Consider the following 23,810-nt stretch of genomic DNA (forward strand, 5'->3'; position numbering starts at 1 on the left):
TAAAGAAAATAATATCACGAACCCTGATTGGGTTAATTTTACTTTTGCTGGCACTCGCTATCATCTTGTCACTTCCTGTCGTTCAGACAAAAATTGCCAATTACATTACAACTTCATTAAATAAGGATTTTAACATTAATATTAGTGTCGAAAGAACTGCTATAAATATTTTTGGTGGCGTTAAACTAAAAAAAGTACTCGTTTTAGACCATCACAAAAAAACGATGATTTATTCAGATATCGTTTCGACTGATATTTTGAGCCTGAAAAGATTAATGGATGGTGATTTAATTTTTGGCGATATTCGGTTAACGGGTTTGATTTTTAATCTGAAAACCTATAAAAACGAAAACGAAAATAACATTAATAAATTCATTAAATCATTCGAAAAAGGGCCAAAATCAAGGTCAAGCAAACATTTTTTATTAACGGCAAAAAATGCCTATATCGAAAAAGGTGCATTTTCTGTGGTTGATGAAAACAAAACGACGCCGAGATTTCTTGATTTTAAAAAGCTAAACGCCTATATCAGCGAATTTAGATTATATGGTCCTGAGGTAACGACAAATATTCATCGCTTTTCATTTTTGGATCATCGTGGCTTGTATGTTTCAAATTTTGCAGGAAAATTTGCTTATTCAAAAAAACAGATTAAGGTCGAAAATTTAGCCATAACAACCAAAAGATCCTGGATTTACGGAAAAGCTATTTTAAATTATAAAATTGAGGATTTCCTGGATTTTACAGATAAAGTAAAGTTTGATGTTGCGATGGATTCTGCTTCGATTGCGTCAAACGATATTCGTTATTTTTATGACGGATTGGGTAAAAACCAACATTTTAAAGTTAAAACTAAAATCAAAGGAACGCTTAATAATCTTAATTTAAGACATCTTTATCTTAGTGATACAAACGGTTCAAAGATTGTAGGAACTATTAATTTCAGAAATCTTTTGGGAAGCAAAACCCAAAGATTTTCTATGGACGGAAAGTTTGATAAACTAGTTTCGAGTTATGATAATCTGGTTGTTTTATTGCCCAATGTTTTAGGCAAAAAACTCCCGAAAGAACTGCAGAGAATTGGTAAATTTAATATAGTTGGAAAAGCAAAAGTATCGACAACAGATTTACAGGCCGATTTTAAAATGGTAACAGATTTAGGTAACGGTCAGGCCGATTTGCACATGAATAATATCGATGTTATTGATCGGGCGTCCTATACCGGTAATATTATTCTGGAGAATTTTGATGTTGGCGCGGTATTAAACAGGAAGGATATTGGCAGAACAACTTTAAATCTTGATGTAGAAGGCGTTGGTTTTACAGAGAAATATCTAAATACCATTATAAAAGGCGATATTTCGAAATTAGACTATAATAAATATACCTATAATAATATCGTAGTAAACGGTAATTTTAAATTGCCGTATTATAAAGGACAGGTTTCTATAAATGATCCCAATTTAAGTTTGGTTTTTGATGGTTTGGTTGATTTAAGCAAACGCGAAAGCAGATATGATTTTCATATTAATGTAGAAAATGCCGATTTACGAAAACTAAAATTTGTAAACGATTCTATTGCTCATTTTCAAGGAGATGCTGTTGTGCAGCTTACCGGAAATTCTATCGAAAATCTTCAGGGAGATGTTTTTATAAAAGATGCTGTTTATCAAAATCCAAAATCGACTTATGCTTTTGATGATGTAACGGTTAGCTCTAATTTTGATGCTGACAGATTGCGTACGATAACCATTAATTCGTCAGATGTTGTTAACGGAAAAATTGTGGGTAAATTTCAATTTGCACAATTAGATAAACTGGTTATGAATTCGGTTGGAAGTCTTTACACGAACTACAAACCTTATAAAGTCAAGAAAGGGCAGTTTTTGCGTTTCAATTTTCATGTTTATGACAAAGTGGTTGAAATGTTATATCCGGAAGTAAATATAGATTCAAGCACGGTTGTTCGCGGAAAAATAGATTCGGATTTACAGGAATTTAAATTTAAGTTTAATTCCCAAAAAATTACTGCGGCAAAAAATACATTTGACAATGTCAGAATCAATATCGATAATAAAAATACACTTTATAATGCGTATGTTGAACTCGATAGTATAAAAACGCCTTATTATAAAGTGCGTGATTTCAGCTTGATAAATGTTACGGCAAAAGATACTTTGTTTGTTCGTTCTGAGTTTAAAGGAGGCGATAAAGGCAATGATTACTATAATCTGAATTTATATCACACAATCGATAAAAACAAGAATAATATTGTAGGGATTAAAAAGTCTGAAATGAAATTTAAAGACTATTTATGGTATTTAAATGAAAATGAAGAAAAAGATAATCAGATTGTTTTTGACCAATATTTTAAAAACTTTACCATAGATAATATTATTCTTTCGCACGAAAATCAGAAAATTGATTTAAACGGCGTTATAAAAGGAAACAATTATAAGGATGTCGTCCTCAATTTTGAAGATGTTGATATTAATAAGATTACGCCGTTTAATTCGAAATTTGTGTTTAACGGAAATTTGAATGGAAAGGTAAATTATAAGCAGAATAAAAATGTGTATCAACCCACGGCTTCTATTGTAATTGATCATCTGAATTTGAATAAAACAGATCTTGGAACTTTAAATTTTGATATTGCCGGAGATGAAAACTTTAGAAAGTTTACGGTGAATTCGTCTATACAAAATGGTTTTACAGAATCGTTTAGGGCGAACGGAACTTTTGCAATAGAAAATAAAGAAACAATTCTGGATTTAAATTTAAAACTCGAAGGATTTAATCTGGCGACTTTAGGAACCGTTGGCGGAGATGTTTTATCGAATGTAAGAGGAAGCGTTTCCGGAAATGCTGCAGTAGTAGGGAAACTTGAAAAACCGGAAATTAACGGACGACTTTATGTGGAGAAAGCCGGAATGACGATTCCATATCTTAATGTTGATTATGAATTAAGCGATCGTACCGTAATTGATTTAACGGATGAGAAATTTTTATTCAGGAATAATCAATTGACCGATACTGAATTCGGAACCAAAGGATTGCTGAACGGAACTATCGAACATCATAATTTCTCAGACTGGAAACTGGATTTAACCATTACATCTAAACGATTATTGGCGCTTAATACTAAAGACAGTGATGATGCAGCTTATTTTGGAACAGCATTCATTAATGGAACAGCCAGTATTAAAGGTCCAACAGACGGTTTGTTTATTAAAGTAGACGCAAAATCGGAGAAAGGCACCGAAGTTAAAATACCTATTAACAATGCGCAAAGTGTTGGAGAAAGCAGTTGGATACATTTTGTTACGCCAAAAGAGAAATACAATTTAGCAAATGGTATTATCGAGAAGACCAAAAATTATAATGGTCTTGAATTAGAATTTGATTTTGATATTACGCCGGATGCCGAAGTTGAAGTAATCCTGGACAGGAATTCCGGTCACGGGATGAAAGGAAAAGGATACGGATCTTTATTATTTAAAATTAATACGCTGGGTAAATTTAATATGTGGGGAGATTTCCAGGCATATGAAGGAACCTATAATTTTAAATACGGTGGTTTAATCGATAAAAAATTCGCGGTTAAAAAAGGTGGTTCTATCATTTGGGAAGGAAACCCGATGAAAGCGCAGCTTAATCTGGAAGCGGTTTACAAAACCTCTGCAAATCCTGCAGTTTTATTAGACAATACTTCGTCATTCAATAAAAAAGTTCCTGTAGAAGTTGTGATTGGTTTAAGAGGAGATTTAACCAGTCCGGAACCTAATTTTGATATTCAGTTTCCATCTGTTAGTAATGTTCTTAAATCTGAGATACAATATAAGTTAGACGATAAAGACATACGTCAGACACAAGCACTGTACTTATTGTCAACCGGATCCTTTATGAGTACAGACGGATTTAGTCAGGGCGATTTATCAGGAACATTAACAGAAACAGCGTCCAGTTTATTAGGAGGCATTATAAAATCTGATAATGATAAGGTTAATATCGACTTAAATTATATTACTGCAGATAAAAGATTAGGGCAGGAAACCGATGGTCAGTTTGTGGCTAATATATCGTCTCAGATAAATGAAAGAATTACAATCAATGGCAAACTTGGAGTTCCGGTTGGAGGTGTAAATGAATCTGCAATTGTGGGTGATATCGAGATATTATATCGTGTAAACGATGACGGATCTATGAACCTTCGTTTGTTTAATAAAGAAAATGATATCAATTATATAGGGCAGGGAGTTGGTTATACACAAGGAGTTGGTATTTCGTATGAAGTAGATTTTGATACTTTTAGTGAGCTGGTAAACAAGCTATTCAAAGATCATAAATTAGAAAGAGCAATAAAAAAATCGAACGATGATTTACAAGATTCTAATCTAAATCCTGATTTTGTCAACTTTACAACTAAAAAAGAGGCTGATAAAAATAAAAAGAAAGAGGATAAAAAAGAAGAAGAAAAAAAGCCGCCACCACAAAATAATAATGAAGGTTTAATTCCGGATAACGACTTTTAAACAATTTGTTAAAAATATGTTTTAATAAAACCATTATTCTCATAATGGTTTTTTTTATGCTAAATTTAGCGGTTAATTATTTTTTAGTGAAAATGAGAAAGCTTTAAAATTTTATAACACTTCATTTATGTATTGTTAATTTTAAGGATTTAATTAAAATAAGTGGCTTTTATTATTTTAAATGAATTTTTTACTATCGAAAAACTTATTAACGAAAACGTTTGAATTTAACATATTTTATTAATTTATTATAAACATAACCTGAAAAGTGGTGAATGTTTGCTAATTTTACACTTTAATACTTAAATAATGCCAAAAACAATAAAAAAAGTAGGTGTTCTAACTTCAGGAGGAGACTCACCGGGAATGAATGCCGCAATACGATCAGTTGTTCGAACATGCGCTTATCATAATATAGAATGCATAGGAATTTATAGAGGGTATCAGGGAATGATCGAAGGAGATTTCAAAGAAATGGGTCCTCGAAGTGTAAATAATATTGTAAACAAAGGTGGAACGATCTTAAAATCGGCTCGTTCTGTTGAGTTTAGAACCCCGGAAGGCAGAAAAAAAGCCCACGAGAATCTTTTAAAAGCAGGAGTTGATGCTCTTGTTGTTATTGGAGGAGACGGAAGTTTTACCGGAGGATTAATTTTTAATTCAGAATATGATTTCCCTGTAATGGGAATTCCCGGTACAATTGATAATGATATTTTTGGTACAAGCCATACTTTAGGGTATGATACTGCCTTAAATACTGTTGTAGATTGTATTGATAAAATCAGAGATACTGCAAGTTCACATAACCGATTATTTTTTGTAGAGGTTATGGGTAGAGATGCAGGGCATATCGCTCTAAACGCCGGAATTGGAGCTGGTGCCGAAGAAATCCTTATTCCTGAAGAAGATTTAGGTTTAGAAAGATTACTAGACTCTCTTCAAAAAAGTAAAGCTTCAGGAAAATCATCAAGTATAGTGGTAATTGCTGAAGGCGATAAAATTGGTAAAAACGTATTTGAATTAAAAGATTACGTTGAAGCTAATTTACCTGAGTATGACGTAAGAGTTTCTGTTTTAGGACACATGCAGCGTGGTGGTTCCCCATCTTGTTTTGACCGTGTTTTAGCAAGCCGTTTAGGTGTAAAAGCAGTTGAATCTTTAATCGAAGGCAAATCAAATTATATGGTTGGTTTACGTGAAGATAAAGTAGCTTTAACTCCGTTAGAGCAGGCAATTAAAGGTAAATCTGAAATTGATAGAGAATTATTAAGAGTGTCTGACATCATGTCTACATAACAAATAAATAAAAGTTTAAAAAGGAAAGAAGTTTATTGTGAGGAAATTAGACTTTATAGTAGTGTAATAAAAACAAAAGCAAAAAATTAAGTAAAATGTCAAAAGTAAAATTAGGAATAAACGGATTTGGACGTATCGGAAGAATCGTTTTTAGAGAGTCTTTCAATAGAGATAATGTAGAAGTAGTAGCAATCAACGATTTATTAGATGTAGATCACTTGGCTTACTTATTAAAATATGATTCAGTTCACGGTCGTTTCAACGGAACTGTTGAAGTTAAAGAAGGAAAACTTTATGTAAACGGAAGAAATATCCGTATCACTGCAGAAAGAAATCCGGCTGACTTAAAATGGAACGAAGTTGATGTTGACGTAGTTGCAGAATGTACTGGTATCTTCACAACCATCGAAACTGCAAATGAGCACATTAAAGGTGGTGCTAAAAAAGTAATTATTTCTGCTCCGTCTGCAGATGCTCCAATGTTTGTAATGGGAGTAAACCACGAAACTGCAAAAGCTTCTGACTTAGTTGTTTCTAACGCTTCTTGTACTACAAACTGTTTAGCTCCTTTAGCTAAAGTTATTCACGATAACTTCGGAATTGAAGAAGCCTTAATGACAACTGTTCACGCAACAACTTCAACTCAAATGACTGCTGACGGACCTTCTAGAAAAGACTGGAGAGGTGGACGTGCAGCTTCAATCAACATCATTCCTTCTTCTACAGGAGCTGCAAAAGCTGTTGGAAAAGTAATTCCTTCTTTGAATGGAAAATTAACTGGAATGTCTTTCCGTGTTCCTACTGCTGACGTTTCTGTAGTAGATTTAACGGTAAAAGTATCTAAAGAAACTTCATACGAAGAAATCCTGGCAGTTTTAAAAACAGCTTCAGAAACTACAATGAAAGGTATCTTAGGATATACTGAAGATGCTGTTGTTTCTCAGGATTTTATTTCTGATAAAAGAACTTCAATCGTTGATGCAACTGCAGGAATTGGTTTAAATTCAACTTTCTTCAAATTTGTATCCTGGTACGATAATGAGTACGGATACTCTAGTAAATTAATTGATTTGTCTGTTCATATCGCAGGTTTAAAATAATATTATATATTTTTGCAAAATCCCGTTATCTCAAAGTAACGGGATTTTCTTATTTTGTTACTTCTTTAATTAATGTAAAAAACACACTTTTTATTTAGCTAAAGAAAAACTAATCCAAAAACTAAATAAAATGAAATTAATAGTTGATAGTGGATCTACTAAAGCCGATTGGATTGCAATTGATGATAATGGAAAAGTATTATTCACCACACAAACTTTAGGATTAAATCCTGAAATTCTTGACGGACCTGAAATCGTTACCCGATTAAATGACCGTTTTGATATACTACAAAACAAAAAAAATGCTTCACATTTGTTCTTTTACGGAGCAGGTTGTGGAACTGACAGAATGAAAGAATCGTTAAAACAAATCTTTCAGGACTATTTTCCCAATGCAATTGTTGATGTTCAGGAAGATACTTATGCAGCAGTTTATGCAACGACTCCAAAAGGAGAAGAAGCAATTGTGAGCATCTTAGGAACAGGTTCTAACTGCAGCTATTTTGATGGAAAAGTATTGCATCAAAAAGTTCAGTCATTAGGTTATATTGCCATGGATGATTGCAGTGGAAATGTTTTTGGAAAGGAATTAATCAGAAAATACTATTTCAATAAAATGCCTAAGGAATTGGCAGTTGAATTTGAAAAAGAATATGATTTAGATCCTGATTTCATCAAAAATAAATTATACAAAGAGCCAAATCCAAATGCGTATCTGGCAACTTTTGCTAAGTTTTTAATCAAACATAAAGACACGGAATTCTGCAGAAAAATTATTTTCAAAGGAATGAAATCTTTCGTTAAAAACTATATCAAACAATTTGATAACTGTAAAGAAGTTCCGGTTCATTTTGTAGGTTCAATTGCTTTCTATTTAAAAGATGAATTACAGGAAACATTTGATAAATATGAACTTCAATTAGGAAATGTTTTAAGAAGGCCTATTGATGGACTTATTGCTTACCACGTTGCTAATCAGTAATTAAATTTATGGAAATAGCTATAATAGCCCACGATGGAAAGAAGGCAGATATGGTTCAGTTTTTAAACAAAAACAAAACACTTCTACTTCAGGAAAATATTAAACTGATCGCAACCGGAACTACCGGAAGCAAAGCTGTAAATGCTGGTTTTAAGGTAAAAAGAAAGCTTTCAGGACCAATGGGCGGTGATGCGCAAATTGCAGCACGTGTAGCAGAAGGTAAAACGCAAATGGTTTTCTTTTTTAAGGATCCTCTTGCAAGTCATGCTCATGAAGTCGATATTAATATGTTAATTCGTGTTTGCGATGTACATAATGTGCCTTTGGCAACAAATGAAGCTTCGGCACAATTGTTACTTAATGCCATCGCATTGCAATTATAGAATATAGCTGCTAAGTTTTTTAGAAAATATATATAAGAAGCCGTTTCATCCGAAGCGGTTTTTTTATGGATATAATTCAAAATAAAAATCCTGTTCTGTTTTTTGAAGTTTTTCTGTTAAATATTTGATGTTCAATGGTTTTAAAAGTAAGAAATATCTTTTATTTACGTAGCTTTGATATTAATCTATTGTTAATTTATGAAAAGACGTATAACAATTGCAATTATCGCCCATGATAATAAAAAAGCAGATATGGTTCAGTTTTTAATTAAAAATAGAACTGTTTTAGAAAATGAAAGAGTTAAACTTATTGCGACAGGATTATTGGGAAAAAATGCTGAAAAATCAGGCTTTAAGGTGGTTAAATTCCTGCCCTGTTCTATGGGAGGAGATGCTCAGATAGCTGCGAAAGTGGCAGAAGGTAAAATTAAAGTACTTTTCTTTTTTAAAGACCCACTAGCAAACCATGCTCATGAAGTAGATATTAATATGCTGCTTCGTATAAGTGATGTACATAATGTGCCGCTGGCCACGAATGAAGCAACGGCACAATTATTATTAAATGCTATTGCACAGCAATTATAGAAATCTCAACATTTACATTTTTTGGCAAACAAGCAACCTGAACCGTTTCGCGTGCCGGAGCTGTTTTTTCGTCAAAATAAGATCCGTAAATCGCATTAATTGCAGCAAAATTATTCATATCCATAATAAAAATAGTTGCTTTAACTACGTTTTCAAAAGTCATATCTGCAGCTTCAAGAATAGCAGCAATGTTTTGCATAACTTGTGTCGTTTCATCATTGATGTTTTCTGTAACAAGTTCTCCGTTAGCAGGATTTATAGCAATTTGCCCGGAACCATAAAGTGTGTTTCCAGATAATACAGCTTGATTATATGGGCCAATTGGAGCAGGTGCTTTTTCAGTAAAGATGATTTTTTTCATACTAAATTATTTTTATTTGAAATTATTCTATCGATTAGAAGTACTTCTTTTGTTCCATTTAATATCGCTAAGCATTCCGGATTTAATTCCGATAAAGAAATTCCAGTTTGAGTTTGTACCAAGCGGAGACCAGTTAAAAGCCATTCTCCAGCTTAATAAATCTCTTTCAAAACGAAATTGGGTAAAAGTAACGCCCTTTTGTACAAAATCGTAACCGGTAGAAACCCCGCCTTTCCATTTTGGAGTAATATCCATATTAGCAGATACCATGATTGAGTTTCCGCTTATTCGATTTTCACGATTTAGATTGCTATAGGTTAAAGAGTAAGCCAATGTCATGTCCCATGGAATTTTTGCTTTAAAAAATTCGGTAATAACATCATCTTCATCATCTTTTTTATTCGCAAACTGACTGTTTCGGCTGTCATTTAAGTCCGTATTTGTTCCAAACAAATCATCCTTACGACCACCATTCTGCTCGCTTTGCTTGTTTTCTTCTTTTCCGCTTCCTTTATTAGAAAATGAATAATTTAGAGTAACATTAGCACTCGTCATTCTAAACAAACTTCCGCCATTATCAATATTAAACATATCGATTCTTTTGCCTGAATTGTCAATAGCATAAGGATCTAATGTTGCGCCAAAATTCATGTTCATTTTGTTGTCAAAGAACTGTGTTCCTCCACTTACAAGAACGGGCTGCCAGGCTAAAGTTTCTTTGCCATTTGCATTAAAATTATAGCTTGTGCTAAAGTTTAAGTTGTTTAACAGCATTATCTTCTTCGGCTCCGTTTTTGTGCTGTCTTTGTCTCTTACTTTGGCTTCAAAAGTATTGCTCAGGGCAAAAGCTACAATGTTAGAATTGTCTTTTCCCGGTGCTCCAAAAATTCCGTTTGCAAAACGCGTATATTCAGTAGTAATTCTTCCCGAAGCATCTACTGCGTAAGTATCGTAATATTTCTCAAAACTTGGTGTATAAGCGTAGGTAACAGTCGGACGCATAACGTGACGAATAGACTGTATCTTTTTATCATCTCCAAAATTAAAAGTACCATATATAGTTGTTCCCAAACTGGTGCTAAAATTGTAGGTTCTAAAAGCATCAAAACCATTTACAGTTTTATCAATAACCTTATTTTGATCTACATCATAATTTTTTTCAATGGTTTTATTAACCCAGGTTTCCTGATAATTGGTAGATGCCTGCGCACTAAAATATTTAAATACTTTAAAATTGGTACTAATTGGTATCGTATGCTGCATACCTATTTGGGCGTCTCTAAACATTTGTGGTTTAAAGAACAAAGAATCAGTAGTATTAAAGTAGTTTTTACCGCTTAAATTATATTGCAGGTTGATGTTTTTTATAAGACCTTTTTTAACGCCATCTTTTCCAACAAAAGGATATACACGGTCAATACTAGCCTGTAAAGCCGGTAATGTCATCGTAATTGCTTCTGTTTGTGTATTTTGTTGATGTAAAAATGATAGCGATATACGAGCTTGCGGAACCGTATTAAACGTTTTATTATAAGAGATAGAAGAACTTAATGTATTATTTAAGTTAGATCCTACGTTGGCCTGATTAATAGATTGCTTAAAGTATTTACTGCTACCCATATTCACGGAAGCAGAAAAACTTGAATTAGGACTTGATTTAGTGTCTTTTGAATGTGTCCACTGAATGTTATAAATACCTTGTTTGGTATAATCAGGATAACCTCGTTCACTGTTTATCAGATTTTCAAAACGAATGTTGACATTTCCCCGATACTTATATTTTGTGGCATACGCAGATTCAAATCTCATGGCGTAACTACCATTGGTATAATAATCTCCTAAAACAGTTAAGTCATAATTATCGCTTAAAGCAAAATAATATCCCATATTCTGCAAAGAAAAGCCTCTTGTATTCGAATCATTATAACTAGGAATAATAATACCGGAAACGCTTTTTTCCTGACTCATCGGGAAATAGGCAAAAGGCAATGCCAGCGGAGTAGGAACGTCTGCAATAACCATATTGGTTAAACCGGTAACTACCTTTTTTCCCGGAATAAATTTTACTTTATTCGTCTGAAAATAGTATTCAGGATTATCTACATCAGCTGCTGTTGTAAAACGCGCACCTTTTAAAAAATAAACCGAATCATTTTCTTTTTTAGTAATAGCAGCTTTTATCTTAAACTCACCTTGTTCTGTCCTGGAATTGTAAATTAAAGCTTTTTTAGTTTTGAAATTAAAACGAATAGAATCCGGCTGAACTTCGCTGGCTCCTTGTTTAAAGTTTGGATATTGTGATAAAACCCCGGCAGAATCTTTAATTCTACCCGCATAAACCTCGTCTTTTTCATAGTTCAGGACGATAATACCAGATTTTAATTCGACATCTTTATAGTAAAGTTCGGCTTCATTATATAAAGTAATGAGCTTTTTCTTCTGATCAATCTTGGCATAATCCTTCGCTCTGTACTTTACTTTTCCGTCAAGAAAAGTCTTTTTAGGTCTGACAGTATCTAATTTTATAGTGTCAGTAACTACAGTTGCAGGTTTATCTGTTTGTTTTACAGTTGATAAAGGCTTTTTTTTGTTTTTTATCTCTTGCGAATATACTGTGCCACTTCCTATGGTTAGGAAAATTGATAATAAAACGATATTAAATAAGTTTGTATGCAAAGGTTTAAATGCTATTTTTGTAAAAGTATGGCTTGTTTTTTGACATGCCAAACTTACATATAATTTTTTGTCAAAAATAATCAATTGGAAAAATTATAGCAGTTGCGTTTTATTAAAATTAACTTTTAGATTTATGAATAGATTTAACAAAATTAAGGTAATATTTACTTTTTTTCTAACGATAATGTCTTTTTGTGCTTACAGTCAGTCGAATGTTTTTAAGGTTACACTTGACGCCGGGCATGGAGATCATGACTTTGGAGCTGTTTATAGCGGAAGAATTGAAAAAAATATTGCTTTGGCTATTGTTTTAAAAGTTGGAAAAATTTTAGAGAGCACTCCAAATATCGATGTTATCTATACTCGTAAAACAGATGTTTTTATCGATTTGGTCGAAAGAGCCAACATTGCAAACCGCGCCAATTCTAATATTTTTGTTTCTATACACTGTAATGCGAATAAAAATACCGCCGCTGACGGAACTGAAACTTATGTAATGGGTTTGAGTAAAACCGCATCGAATCTTGAAGCTGCGAAAAAAGAGAACTCGGTAATTACATTAGAAAAAGATTATAAACGTAAATACGAAGGTTTTGATCCAAATTCGCCAGAACAATTAATTGGAATGACATTAATGCAGGAAGAATATCTGGAAAATAGTATTTCACTGGCAAGTAATATTGAGGATAATTTTGAAAAACTGGGTAAAAAAATCAGACAAGGCGGGGTAAAGCAAGCGCCATTCATGGTACTTCATAAAGCGTATATGCCAAGAGTTTTAGTAGAAACAGGTTTTGTATCGAATACAACAGAAGGTAATATTTTAAATTCGGAAGAAGGACAGGATGAAATTGCAAAAGCAATCGCCGATGCTATTGTAAGTTATAAAAGAGAATATTTTGGTTCCGGAGCTCCGGAAGTAGCAGAAGCCAGACCGGCAAAAGATACAGCAAAACCAAAAGCTGTTGAAACAACTGCAGTAAAAAATGGACAAAAAGGAACCTTTTTTAAAGTACAACTTATTGCGAGCATCAAAAAAACGCCGCTAGAGCCTAAAAACTTTAACGGACTAAAAAATGTTACGATGTTGTACGAAAATAATATTTATAAATATTTCTATCAGGAGACTTCAGATTACGAAGTTGCAAAAAAATATTTGCAAGAAGCTAAAAGTAAAGGGTATGGAGCCGCTTTTTTAATTGCAACCAAAGATGGGGAAAAAATCAATATTCAGGACGCTATTAAATAATAGTCGCAAGTTCGAATATTTATATTAATTTTGTAGAAACACTTAGAATTTTGAAACTAACAAGAGAAATTAAAACGGCTATTTTAGTCATCGCGTCAATTTTATTATTTATTTGGGGCTATAGTTTTTTAAAAGGCAAAGACCTTTTTACTAATTATAAAACATTATACGTAGAATATAATAATGTTGAGGATTTGGCATCGTCAGCTCCCGTGACTTTAAACGGACTTATAATCGGTAAAGTAACTAAAATTACCATCAACGATGTAACTGGTAAATTATTAGTTGAACTTCAATTAAAAACTGATTTTCCTATTTCTAAAACAAGCCAGGCAGCTTTGTATTCACCAAGTTTAATTGGTGGAAAACAAATTAAGATTATACCAAATCTTGCTGACAAAGACCCGGCTGTTGAAGGACAAACACTTCAATCAGCAGTCGAGCTGGGATTGACAGAATCTTTAGGAGGTAAAATCGAGCCAATTCAGGCAAAATTAAATTTAATGCTTGAGAACATTAATACGCTGGTTGCGGGATTAAATGATGTTTTAGATAAAAAAGGACAAGAAGATCTTAAAAAATCATTGTCAGAATTGAGTCAGACTATGGAGCAATTTCACAGAGCTTCAGGAAGTCTGAATTCTATTTTGGATACAAACAAAGGTCAGATTAATGGCGTTGTGACTAATTTTAATAAAATGTCAAGCAACTTCAATAAAATATCTGATTCCTTAAACAAAGCTGATTTAGGTAAAACAGTTAGAAATCTAAACCAAACATTAGCTAAAGTAGATGGTATAATGAGTAATTTAAACTCAGGAAAAGGTACCGCCGGTAAATTATTAAATGATGATGCCTTGTATAATAACTTAGCTAAAACTTCAAAAGAATTAGAGTTGTTATTGCAGGATGTTCGTTTATATCCAACACGTTATGTAAATGTTTCTCTTTTTGGAAAGAAAAACAAACCCTATGTGGCACCAGCAGAAGACGCAAATACAACTACTAAAAAATAATTAGAATGGGTTATTTAGATAATATTTTATTCGCTATACTTCTTATAGTTGGTTTCGGTTTTTTTGCAACGAGCGTAAAAAAAATCATCCGAAATATTAATTTGGGAGTAGATGTAAACCGAAAAGATAATTCTAAAGCACGTTGGAAAAACATGGCATTGATTGCTTTAGGGCAGTCAAAAATGGTGAGACGCCCTGTTGCCGGAATACTTCATATTTTTGTATACGTAGGTTTTATAATTATTAATATCGAGTTACTCGAAATTATTGTTGATGGATTATTAGGAACTCATAGAGTTTTTGCGCCTTATTTGGGTGTAGTTTATGATGTTCTGATTGCTTCTTTCGAAATATTGGCAATACTTGTCATTTTTGCCGTAACAGTTTTCTGGATCAGAAGAAACGTAATCAGATTGAAACGTTTTGTAAATCCTGATTTAAATGGGTTTCCTAAAAGTGATGCCAATTACATCTTATACTTTGAAACCGTTTTGATGCTTTTATTTTTACTGATGGATGCATCTGATTTGCATTTGCAAAACGTTCCTGGAGGATTTTCGCATTTTCACAGAGCGGGAAGTTTTCCAATAAGTCAGTTTATTGCGCCAATCTTTAACGGTCTGTCTAATGAATTAGTTGGATTATTGTTTGAAGTTTTCTGGTGGCTGCATATTGCGGGTATTTTAGTTTTTATGAACTACTTATACTTTTCAAAACATTTGCATATTCTTTTAGCGTTTCCAAATACTTATTTTGCTGATTTAAATCCGAAAGGGAAATTTGATAATTTAGAATCAGTTACAAAAGAAGTAAAATTAATGATGGATCCAAATGCAGATCCGTTTGCTGCAGCTCCGATTGATGAAAATGCAGCTCCTGCTAAATTTGGAGCAAGTGATGTTCAGGATTTAAACTGGGTTCAATTATTAAACGCATATACTTGTACGGAATGTGGTCGTTGTACATCGGCTTGTCCGGCGAATCAAACCGGTAAAAAATTGTCTCCACGTAAAATTATGATGGATACAAGAGATCGTTTGCAGGAAGTTGGAAAAAACATTGATGCCAATAAAGGTGTTTTTGTTCCGGATAACAAAACATTACTAAACGATTATATCACACCCGAAGAATTGTGGGCTTGTACTTCATGCAATGCTTGTGTAGAAGAATGTCCGGTAAATATCAGTCCGTTGTCTATTATTATGGACATGCGTCGTTATTTAGTAATGGAACAAAGTGCTGCTCCAATGTCATTGAATGCTATGATGACAAATATTGAAAACAATGGAGCGCCTTGGCAATACAACCAACAAGACAGGTTGAACTGGAAAAACGAAAACTAAAATCGTTTAACGGGTTATTTGTTTAACCGTTTAATGAATTAATAAAATAAATTTCGGTGTTAATGTTAGCGAAAGGGTTATTTCAAGAGAGCGATTAACCAAATTAACAATTAACCGATTTAACAACAAAAAAAGATGTCAGAAAGTTTAGTAGTGCCAACAATGGCTGAAATGCTAGCCCAGGGAACACAGCCGGAAGTTTTATTTTGGGTAGGTTGCGCGGGAAGTTTTGATGATAGAGCAAAAAAAATTACAAAAGCATTTGTGCGTATTTTAAATCGTACCAATGTTTCATTTGCAGTTCTTGGTACAGAAGAGAGTTGTACCGGAGATCCTGCAAAACGTGCCGGAAACGAGTTTTTGTTTCAAATGCAGGCCATGATGAATATCGAGGTTTTAAATGCATATGAAGCTAAGAAAATTGTAACCGCTTGTCCGCATTGTTTTAATACTTTAAAAAATGAATATCCTGAATTAGGAGGCCAATATGAGGTAATTCACCATACTGAATTTTTAAAGTCATTAATCGATGATGGAAGATTGACTGTTGAAGGCGGACAATTTAAAGGAAAAAAAATCACTTTTCACGATCCTTGTTATTTAGGAAGAGCGAATAAAGTATACGAAGCGCCAAGAGATTTAATTCAGAAGTTAGACGTTGAATTAGTTGAAATGAAGCGTTCAAAATCAAACGGATTATGTTGTGGAGCAGGTGGCGCACAAATGTTTAAAGATGCTGAACCGGGAAACAAAGAAGTAAACGTGTTGCGTACTGAAGATGCTCTGGAAGTTCAGCCAGATATTATTGCGGCAGGTTGTCCGTTTTGTAATACAATGTTGACTGATGGTATCAAACATAAGGAAAAAGAAGGGCAAGTAAAAGTGATGGATATTGCGGAGTTAATTGCTAATGCGCAGGATTTGTAAACAAAAGTTCTGAGATGCTAAGTTACTAAGGTTCTAAGTTTAACCTGAAACATGAAACCTCTTGAATCTAAAATCAACAATCTAAAATCTAAAATTAAAATGTATATACCTTTTGAAGATTTACCTGGTGAATCCAGAATCTGGATTTATCAATCAAACAGAAAATTTTCTGAGGAAGAATTTTCTGAAATAGAAACTGACCTGAAAGCTTTCATTGAAGGTTGGGCAGCACACGGAACAAGTTTAGAAGCTTCATATCAGCTAAAATACAACCGATTTATTATTTTGGCTGTAAATCAGGATGTGCAAGCGGCTACAGGCTGTTCTATTGATAGTTCGGTTGAGTTTATTCAGAGTTTAGAGAAGAAATATAATGTTGATTTGTTAGATAAAATGAACGTTACTTTCAAACTTGGTGAACATATCGCTCACAAACCATTAATTGATTTCAAGAAAATGGTTAAAGATAAATCAGTATCTGAAAATACGATTGTTTTTAATAATCTTGTAAACAATATTGAAGAATACAACGAATCCTGGGAAGTTCCTGCTGCCGATAGCTGGCATAGCAGATTTTTCTAAGAGAAATTTATATAGTATTTAAAAAGGCATGAAATTTAGATTTCGTGCCTTTTTTGTTGCATTGAATCGTTTGAGATTTATATTCGCTCAGTTTGTCATTTCGAGGCACGAGAAATCTCCACAAGTAACTCCGCAATGAGCGCCAATCTTTGCCGAGCTTCTCGCGGAGATTTCTCATACTTCGAAATGACAAAAAATGGGGTTACTGTAACGTAATCTTTGTCAAAATTTTAAACTTTGGCAATATGGATTGCGACAAACCCGACAGGTTTTAAGAACCTGTCGGATTTCATTGTAAAAAACCTGATAAAATTTATATGTAGTCCCTAAGTGACAATTATCAGCGGAGCGTTATTTTTTTTCTACCGACATTTAACCTCTACGAGGTATACGCTGTTAGAAGTTGAATTTGATACAAATGATTTAATGCAATTTTCAAAACCTGTCGGGTTTAGGAAACGCAAGATAAAAAGGTTCTTATAAAAACAAAAACCTCTAATCTAGCCCCGATGGGAGCGATATCCTTTTATGGTGGGGTTCACCATAAAAGATATAGCGGACAGCGGGACAGGTCGTTGTTTTGGAAACAAATATTTCTGCTCCTAAAAACAATCATGAAATATGAATTATGAATTGAAAGTCTTTCGATTTCGCTCAGGATGACAGAGATAATATTGAAGTGATTGTCTAATCCCGAAGCTTCGGGACTAACAGTCTAATACTCTGGCAGATCTAATCTTCACAAAAATCTAACAATCTAAATCTTCGATTAAACGCTATTTTTGAGTACTTTCGTAGAATTAAATTCAATACATGAAAATAGCTATAGTTTGTTATCCGACATTTGGCGGTAGTGGTGTAGTTGCGACAGAACTAGGCCTTGAATTAGCCAGACGCGGACACGAAATCCACTTTATTACTTATAGTCAGCCGGTTAGGCTGGCGCTTTTAAATCCTAATGTTCATTATCACGAAGTAAACGTTCCTGAATATCCTCTTTTTCATTATCAGCCGTACGAATTGGCTTTGTCAAGCAAATTAGTTGATATGGTTAAATTGTATAAAATTGAAGTGCTGCACGTGCATTATGCTATTCCTCACGCATATGCGGGTTATATGGCGAAGCAAATGCTGAAGAACGAAGGAATTAATCTTCCGATGATTACAACGCTTCACGGAACGGATATTACGCTGGTTGGGAATCATCCTTTTTATAAACCTGCCGTAACTTTTAGTATCAATAAATCAGATTATGTGACTTCGGTTTCGCAGAGTTTGAAAGATGATACGTTGAAATTATTCAAAATCAAGAATAAAATACGCGTAATTCCGAATTTTATCGAATTGGATAAAATGAGAAAAGATCCGCAACAGCCTTGTCACCGTTATGTGATGGCGAAGGAAAATGAACGCATTATTACACACATTAGTAACTTTAGAAAGGTAAAACGTATTCCGGATATTATTAAGATTTTCTATAATATTCAGAAAGAAATGCCTGCTAAATTAATGATGGTTGGTGATGGTCCCGAGAAAGAAAAAGCAGAAGTTTTATGTATGGAATTGGGAATTTACGACAAAGTAATTTTCTTTGGGAACAGTAATGAAATTGATAAAATTTTGTGTCTGACTGATTTATTTTTGCTTCCGTCAGAAACAGAAAGTTTTGGTTTGGCAGCTTTAGAGGCGATGGCTTGTGGAGTTCCTGTAATTTCAAGTAATTCAGGAGGTTTGCCAGAAGTTAATTTTGATGGTTATTCAGGTTATTTAAGTAACGTTGGTAATGTGGAAGAAATGGCTGCAAATGCTATTAAAATTCTGAAAGATGATGAAGTTTTAAAACAGTTTAAAGAAAACGCTTTAGAGGTTGCAAAGAAATTTGACATCAAAAATATTCTGCCTAAATATGAAGCTTTGTACCAAAGAGCGATAGATGATTATAAATATGAGAAGCAATAATTTTAAAAAATAAACGTAAATGAAAAAAGTAATTTCGGTTTTAATAGTTTTTGTTTTGATTTCCTGTGGAGCAAAAAAAACATCTGATTCAAAATTGTTATATGAAGTTTTAACAACACAATCTGATGGTGGCGGAAATATTAAGTTTTTTGAGATTTTGACTGAACCAAATGAAATTAAAATGTTAGAAAATGATCCGCTTTTGACTGGTAAAATGAAACAAACTGATATTAGCAACTCAAATTATATTATTCTGAATATGGGAGAGAAAAACTCCGGAGGATATTCTATTGGAGTCGAAAAAGTCGAAGAAACCGATAAAAATATTATTATTACGGTAAAAGAAAATAGTCCGGCTCCGGATGCAATGGTCACACAAGTCATTACATATCCTTATACGGTGGTGAAAATTCACTCTAAAAAAGAGATTATTATTAAATAATTTAAGCTGGCTAAGGGCGCTTTGTCAGGCTGAGCGAAGTCGAAGCCGATCAACACAACGATGGCTTCGACTTCGCTCAGCCTGACAGAATGTGTTTGTAAAACTTCTTTGATTTTCAACCTAAAAAAAATAAACTTAAACCCTCAAATAAAAAAAACCTATCGCTTTAAACGACAGGTTTCTTCTTACAATTATTTTTTATTTTCATTCTCTTTTAGAATCTAAATTTAACTCCTAAACCTACGTCAAATCCAAAGTTGTCGTCGTCATAATATCCAGAACCAACTTCCGGTCTTGCATCTAATGACAATGTAATAGGTGCTTCGCTAAATCTGTATTCTATACCGATATCTCCAGCTGCAAATACATATGTTCCGCTGTCGTTATATTTTAAATTGTTGTTGTAGTAATCGTGATCCCAGGCTGCTAATCCACCACCAACACCAGCGTACCAGTTAAAACCGCCGTCAATGTTCCAAACCCATTGGTAAAGAGCAACTCCTTTAATCGCGTCAACATCACTACTATTTCTCCATCCTAAATCAAACTCAAGTCTATTTTTTTGTGACAATCCTAATTGATACGATACTTCACCTCCAAATCCGTTATTATCTCCTAAACGGATTCCTAAAGCGTTTTTTGAAATTTCCTGAGATTGAGCTGTAAATGCTAATCCTAATAGCATAATGGCAGATAAAATGATCTTTTTCATAAATAATGGTTATTAATTTTTTTCAAATGTATTATTACAGTCAAAACTACAACGTATAATATTTTTGAAAATTGTTATATAATTCACATTTTAGAAATGGTTAAAGTATAAGAACTTCTTCGACGACGTTAGCTATTTGGAGGGGAATCTCTATTTTTGATGTATAATAGAAGAGATTAATTGGGAACTTAAAATGTCTTCCATTTCAAATAAATTTTCTTCTTCGGTAAAATTACTTTCGGCGTAAGAATATAATTTCCAGCGCTTTTTGTGGTATTCTAAAGCCGTTAAATTTTCTACCCAATCTCCTGAATTTAGATACAAAGTAGATCCGTGTTTGTTTTCTTTAGTGATGATTTTTGGTTCATGAATATGACCGCAAATTACATAATCATATTTTTTTTCGATAGCCAGATCTGTAGCAGTAGTTTCAAAATCAGAAATAAACTTAACCGCTTTTTTTACGCTGGCTTTTATTTTTTTAGAAAACGAATAAGGTTCACGTCCTAATTTTGCCAGACACCAGTTTGCGAAACGATTGGTCAGAATAAGATAATCATAACCCAATCCGCCAAGTTTTGCAATCCATTTTGAGTGTTGAACAGAAGCATCAAAAACATCTCCGTGAAAAATCCATGCCTTTTTATCGTCTAATTCTAAAACTAATTTGTCGACCAAAGCAAAATTTCCCATATTCATATCGCTGAATTTTCGAAGAATTTCATCGTGGTTTCCAGTAATATAATACACTTTTGTTCCTTTTGAAGCCATTCCGATTACACGTTGAATGACCCTTAAGTGCGATTTTGGAAAGTATGATTTTCTAAATTGCCAGGCATCAATAATGTCACCATTCAAAACTAATGTTTTGGGTTTAATGCTTGATAAGTAGTTGTTTAGTTCTTTAGCGTGACTTCCGTAAGTTCCCAAATGGACATCTGAAAGAATGACCAATTCGACATTTCGTTTTTTCAATTTTTCTTTTTTTGAAGTTTAACAAATAAAAGAAACTCTGGCAGGATATATTTTATCAAAAGGTTATCAATTTGGCTACAATTTTAACAAATTGTGATTTTTAACAGGCACAACCTTTATTTAATAATACTAAGTTTAAATTTTTTAATTTAATTCATAAAACTTACATTTGCTCAAAACTAAATACAATGGCAGGAAATAGCTACGGCACCCTATATAAAGTTACTACATTTGGTGAATCTCATGGTGAAGCTTTAGGCGGAATTATAGATGGATGTCCATCAGGAATACAACTTGATTTAGAAGCGATTGAAGTTGAAATGTCTCGAAGAAAACCAGGACAATCAGCAATCGTAACCCAAAGAAAAGAGCCGGATGCGGTTCAGTTTTTATCCGGAATATTTGAAGGTAAAACTACCGGAACCCCAATTGGTTTTATTATCCCGAATACCAATCAAAAATCAGACGATTACTCGCATATAAAAGACAATTACAGACCAAGTCACGCAGATTACGTATACGATCAAAAATATGGTTTTCGTGATTATCGCGGTGGCGGTAGAAGTTCTGCACGCGAAACTGCGAGTAGAGTAGTAGCAGGTGCAATTGCTAAGCAAATGCTGCCTGAAATTAAAATTAATGCTTACGTTTCTTCTGTTGGGCCAATTCATTTAGATACGCCTTATCAGGATTTGGATTTTTCTAAAATAGAAAGCAATCCTGTTCGTTGTCCTGATGAAAAATCAGCAGCAATTATGGAAGAATATATTCGTGATATCCGCAAACAGGGAGATACTGTTGGCGGCGTTGTTTCATGTGTCATTCAAAATGTTCCGGTTGGTTTAGGCGAACCTGTTTTTGATAAATTACACGCTGAATTAGGAAAAGCAATGCTTTCTATAAATGCCGTAAAAGGTTTTGAATACGGCAGCGGTTTTTCAGGTTCTGAAATGAAAGGAAGCGAACACAACGATTTATACAATCCTGACGGAACTACAAAAACAAATCTTTCTGGCGGTATTCAGGGCGGAATCAGCAACGGAATGGATATCTATTTCAGAGTTGCTTTTAAACCTGTTGCGACTATCATGCAGACTCAGGATTCATTAGATAATAAAGGAAACATTACACCAATGACCGGGAAAGGCCGTCATGACCCTTGTGTTGTTCCTCGCGCAGTGCCAATTGTTGAAGCAATGGCGGCGATTGTTTTGGCTGATTTTTATTTAATCAACAAAACATATTAATAAAAGTTAAGGCAGTGAGGGTCTTAATATTTTAATTTTAAACCAAACAAATTAATGCAAGTTACAGAAACCAAAAAAAAATCATTTCTTTCAGGATTAACCGGGCAAATTATAATCGCCATGGTTCTTGGAGCAACTTTAGGAATTATATTGCACAATTCGATTTCGCCTGAGGCAGCGGCATCTTTTAGCACTAAAATAAAAATGCTGGCAACCGTCTTTATCAGATTGGTGCAAATGATTATTTCTCCGTTAGTATTTACCACTTTAGTCGTTGGAATTGCAAAATTAGGAGATATAAAAACAGTTGGCAGAGTTGGAGGAAAAGCGCTTGGATGGTTTTTTACAGCTTCATTTATATCTTTATTAATCGGGTTGTTTTATGTGAATATTTTAGAGCCCGGAGTAGGTTTAAAATTGGATCATGTTGATATGGCGGCAGCTTCTGAAGTTACGGCTAAAACAACAACCTTGTCTTTTGAAAATTTTATCGAACATATTGTTCCTAAAAGTATTTTTGAGGCGATGGCAACCAATGAAATTTTACAGATCGTAATATTTTCTATCTTTTTTGGATTGGCAGCTGCTTCGTTAGGAAGTACCGTAAAACCGGTAATAAATGCATTAGATAAAGTTTCGCATATCGTTTTGAAAATGGTGAATTATGTAATGAACTTTGCTCCAATTGGAGTTTTTGGAGCCATTGCAGGAGTATTTGCTATTAGAGACGCAGAAGAATTAATAATTACCTATTTTAAATTCTTCGGATCATTTTTAATCGGAATCAGCACCTTGTGGTTTGTGTTGATAGTAGTAGGTTATATTTTTCTGAAAAATAGAATGACTGAATTATTAAGACGTATTATTGGTCCATTAGCAATCGCTTTCGGGACAACAAGCAGTGAAGCTGTGTTTCCTAAATTAACTGAAGAATTAGAAGATTTTGGTGTAAAAAACAAAATTGTATCATTCATGTTGCCTTTAGGTTATTCGTTTAATCTGGACGGAAGTATGATGTACATGACTTTTGCCAGTATTTTTATTGCCCAGTTTTATGGCGTTCATTTAGATTTAGGAACCCAAATGGTGATGCTTTTGGTTTTAATGTTGACCAGTAAAGGAATTGCCGGCGTACCAAGAGCAAGTCTGGTTGTAGTTGCAGCGACATGCGGAATGTTTAAAATACCGGTAGAAGGAATAGCGCTAATTTTACCAATTGATCATTTTTGTGATATGTTTAGGAGTGCAACGAATGTATTAGGAAACGCTTTGGCAACTTCGGTTGTTGGAAAATGGGAGGATAATAATGAGATTGAAACAGATCTTGAATAAGAAAAGAAGAAAATTTTTACATATTTTTTTACTTTTATAAGGTTAAAAAGATAAACAAAATTTAAGAAAAGCTGTATTTTTTAAGGAAATACGGCTTTTTTTTATTTTTAA

Annotated in this window: 19 protein-coding genes; 15 read left to right on the forward strand and 4 right to left on the reverse strand. The window is 33.6% G+C overall.

Annotated elements, in window-relative coordinates:
- The first annotated feature begins 65 nt into the window (after positions 1 to 65).
- The 6 genes from ACZ0AH_RS08125 to ACZ0AH_RS08150 all read left to right on the forward strand — a co-directional run bounded on the left by ACZ0AH_RS08125 (position 66) and on the right by ACZ0AH_RS08150 (position 8,878).
- Positions 66 to 4,532, forward strand: a complete 4,467-nt coding sequence (locus ACZ0AH_RS08125; RefSeq protein WP_463475306.1) for a translocation/assembly module TamB domain-containing protein — start codon at positions 66 to 68, stop codon at positions 4,530 to 4,532.
- Between the two features lie 309 nt (positions 4,533 to 4,841).
- Positions 4,842 to 5,828, forward strand: coding sequence for a 6-phosphofructokinase (gene pfkA / locus ACZ0AH_RS08130; RefSeq protein ID WP_463475307.1), 987 nt, complete (start codon positions 4,842 to 4,844; stop codon positions 5,826 to 5,828).
- Positions 5,829 to 5,923: 95 nt separating this feature from the next.
- Complete coding sequence (gene gap / locus ACZ0AH_RS08135) at positions 5,924 to 6,928, forward strand: type I glyceraldehyde-3-phosphate dehydrogenase (RefSeq protein ID WP_029273106.1); 1,005 nt, start codon at positions 5,924 to 5,926, stop codon at positions 6,926 to 6,928.
- 130 nt (positions 6,929 to 7,058) lie between these two features.
- Complete coding sequence (locus tag ACZ0AH_RS08140; protein WP_463475308.1) at positions 7,059 to 7,910, forward strand: N-acetylglucosamine kinase; 852 nt, start codon at positions 7,059 to 7,061, stop codon at positions 7,908 to 7,910.
- Between the two features lie 8 nt (positions 7,911 to 7,918).
- Positions 7,919 to 8,293, forward strand: coding sequence for a methylglyoxal synthase (locus tag ACZ0AH_RS08145; protein ID WP_056249823.1), 375 nt, complete (start codon positions 7,919 to 7,921; stop codon positions 8,291 to 8,293).
- Positions 8,294 to 8,503: 210 nt separating this feature from the next.
- Positions 8,504 to 8,878 carry a methylglyoxal synthase gene (locus ACZ0AH_RS08150; protein WP_463478095.1) on the forward strand — a complete coding sequence of 125 codons (375 nt, stop codon included), beginning with the start codon at positions 8,504 to 8,506 and terminating at the stop codon, positions 8,876 to 8,878.
- Here the strand turns inward: ACZ0AH_RS08150 and ACZ0AH_RS08155 are convergent.
- Together ACZ0AH_RS08155 and ACZ0AH_RS08160 are read right to left on the reverse strand one after the other, a co-directional pair.
- Positions 8,859 to 9,239: a RidA family protein gene (locus ACZ0AH_RS08155; protein ID WP_463475309.1), complete on the reverse strand. Its 381-nt coding sequence runs from the start codon at positions 9,237 to 9,239 to the stop codon at positions 8,859 to 8,861. The two genes, ACZ0AH_RS08150 and ACZ0AH_RS08155, sit on opposite strands and share 20 nt — an antisense overlap.
- 27 nt (positions 9,240 to 9,266) lie before the next feature.
- Positions 9,267 to 11,966 (reverse strand): putative LPS assembly protein LptD, encoded by a 2,700-nt coding sequence (locus ACZ0AH_RS08160; protein WP_463475310.1) that lies wholly within the window; start codon positions 11,964 to 11,966, stop codon positions 9,267 to 9,269.
- Positions 11,967 to 12,048: 82 nt separating this feature from the next.
- Between ACZ0AH_RS08160 and ACZ0AH_RS08165 the strand changes: the two genes are divergently transcribed.
- From ACZ0AH_RS08165 to ACZ0AH_RS08195, 7 genes are all read left to right on the forward strand, one after another.
- Positions 12,049 to 13,164 (forward strand): N-acetylmuramoyl-L-alanine amidase family protein, encoded by a 1,116-nt coding sequence (locus ACZ0AH_RS08165; RefSeq protein WP_463475311.1) that lies wholly within the window; start codon positions 12,049 to 12,051, stop codon positions 13,162 to 13,164.
- A 50-nt stretch (positions 13,165 to 13,214) separates the two neighbouring features.
- Complete coding sequence (locus ACZ0AH_RS08170; RefSeq protein ID WP_463475312.1) at positions 13,215 to 14,180, forward strand: MlaD family protein; 966 nt, start codon at positions 13,215 to 13,217, stop codon at positions 14,178 to 14,180.
- Positions 14,181 to 14,185: 5 nt separating this feature from the next.
- The gene (locus ACZ0AH_RS08175; RefSeq protein ID WP_463475313.1) at positions 14,186 to 15,523 is read left to right on the forward strand and encodes a 4Fe-4S dicluster domain-containing protein; all 1,338 of its coding nucleotides are present in this window, start codon (positions 14,186 to 14,188) and stop codon (positions 15,521 to 15,523) included.
- A 135-nt stretch (positions 15,524 to 15,658) separates the two neighbouring features.
- On the forward strand, positions 15,659 to 16,450 hold the full coding sequence (locus ACZ0AH_RS08180) for a (Fe-S)-binding protein (RefSeq protein ID WP_463475314.1): 792 nt from the start codon (positions 15,659 to 15,661) through the stop codon (positions 16,448 to 16,450).
- A 99-nt stretch (positions 16,451 to 16,549) separates the two neighbouring features.
- Positions 16,550 to 17,032: an ABC transporter ATPase gene (locus ACZ0AH_RS08185; RefSeq protein ID WP_463478096.1), complete on the forward strand. Its 483-nt coding sequence runs from the start codon at positions 16,550 to 16,552 to the stop codon at positions 17,030 to 17,032.
- Positions 17,033 to 17,845: 813 nt separating this feature from the next.
- Positions 17,846 to 18,991: an N-acetyl-alpha-D-glucosaminyl L-malate synthase BshA gene (bshA, locus tag ACZ0AH_RS08190; protein ID WP_463475315.1), complete on the forward strand. Its 1,146-nt coding sequence runs from the start codon at positions 17,846 to 17,848 to the stop codon at positions 18,989 to 18,991.
- Positions 18,992 to 19,010: 19 nt separating this feature from the next.
- Positions 19,011 to 19,433, forward strand: a complete 423-nt coding sequence (locus ACZ0AH_RS08195) for a protease complex subunit PrcB family protein (protein WP_463475316.1) — start codon at positions 19,011 to 19,013, stop codon at positions 19,431 to 19,433.
- 214 nt (positions 19,434 to 19,647) lie between these two features.
- Here the strand turns inward: ACZ0AH_RS08195 and ACZ0AH_RS08200 are convergent, their stop codons facing one another.
- Positions 19,648 to 20,145 carry a hypothetical protein gene (locus ACZ0AH_RS08200; protein ID WP_463475317.1) on the reverse strand — a complete coding sequence of 166 codons (498 nt, stop codon included), beginning with the start codon at positions 20,143 to 20,145 and terminating at the stop codon, positions 19,648 to 19,650.
- 150 nt (positions 20,146 to 20,295) lie between these two features.
- Positions 20,296 to 21,120: a UDP-2,3-diacylglucosamine diphosphatase gene (locus ACZ0AH_RS08205; RefSeq protein WP_463475318.1), complete on the reverse strand. Its 825-nt coding sequence runs from the start codon at positions 21,118 to 21,120 to the stop codon at positions 20,296 to 20,298.
- Between the two features lie 188 nt (positions 21,121 to 21,308).
- Between ACZ0AH_RS08205 and aroC the strand changes: the two genes are divergently transcribed.
- Together aroC and ACZ0AH_RS08215 are read left to right on the forward strand one after the other, a co-directional pair.
- Positions 21,309 to 22,367 (forward strand): chorismate synthase, encoded by a 1,059-nt coding sequence (aroC, locus tag ACZ0AH_RS08210; protein ID WP_056194335.1) that lies wholly within the window; start codon positions 21,309 to 21,311, stop codon positions 22,365 to 22,367.
- 54 nt (positions 22,368 to 22,421) lie between these two features.
- A complete protein-coding gene (locus tag ACZ0AH_RS08215) occupies positions 22,422 to 23,699 on the forward strand; it encodes a dicarboxylate/amino acid:cation symporter (protein ID WP_463475319.1) in 1,278 nt (425 codons plus the stop codon).
- The last annotated feature ends 111 nt before the right edge of the window (positions 23,700 to 23,810 follow it).

It is taken from the genome of Flavobacterium sp. AC105, assembly GCF_979258495.1.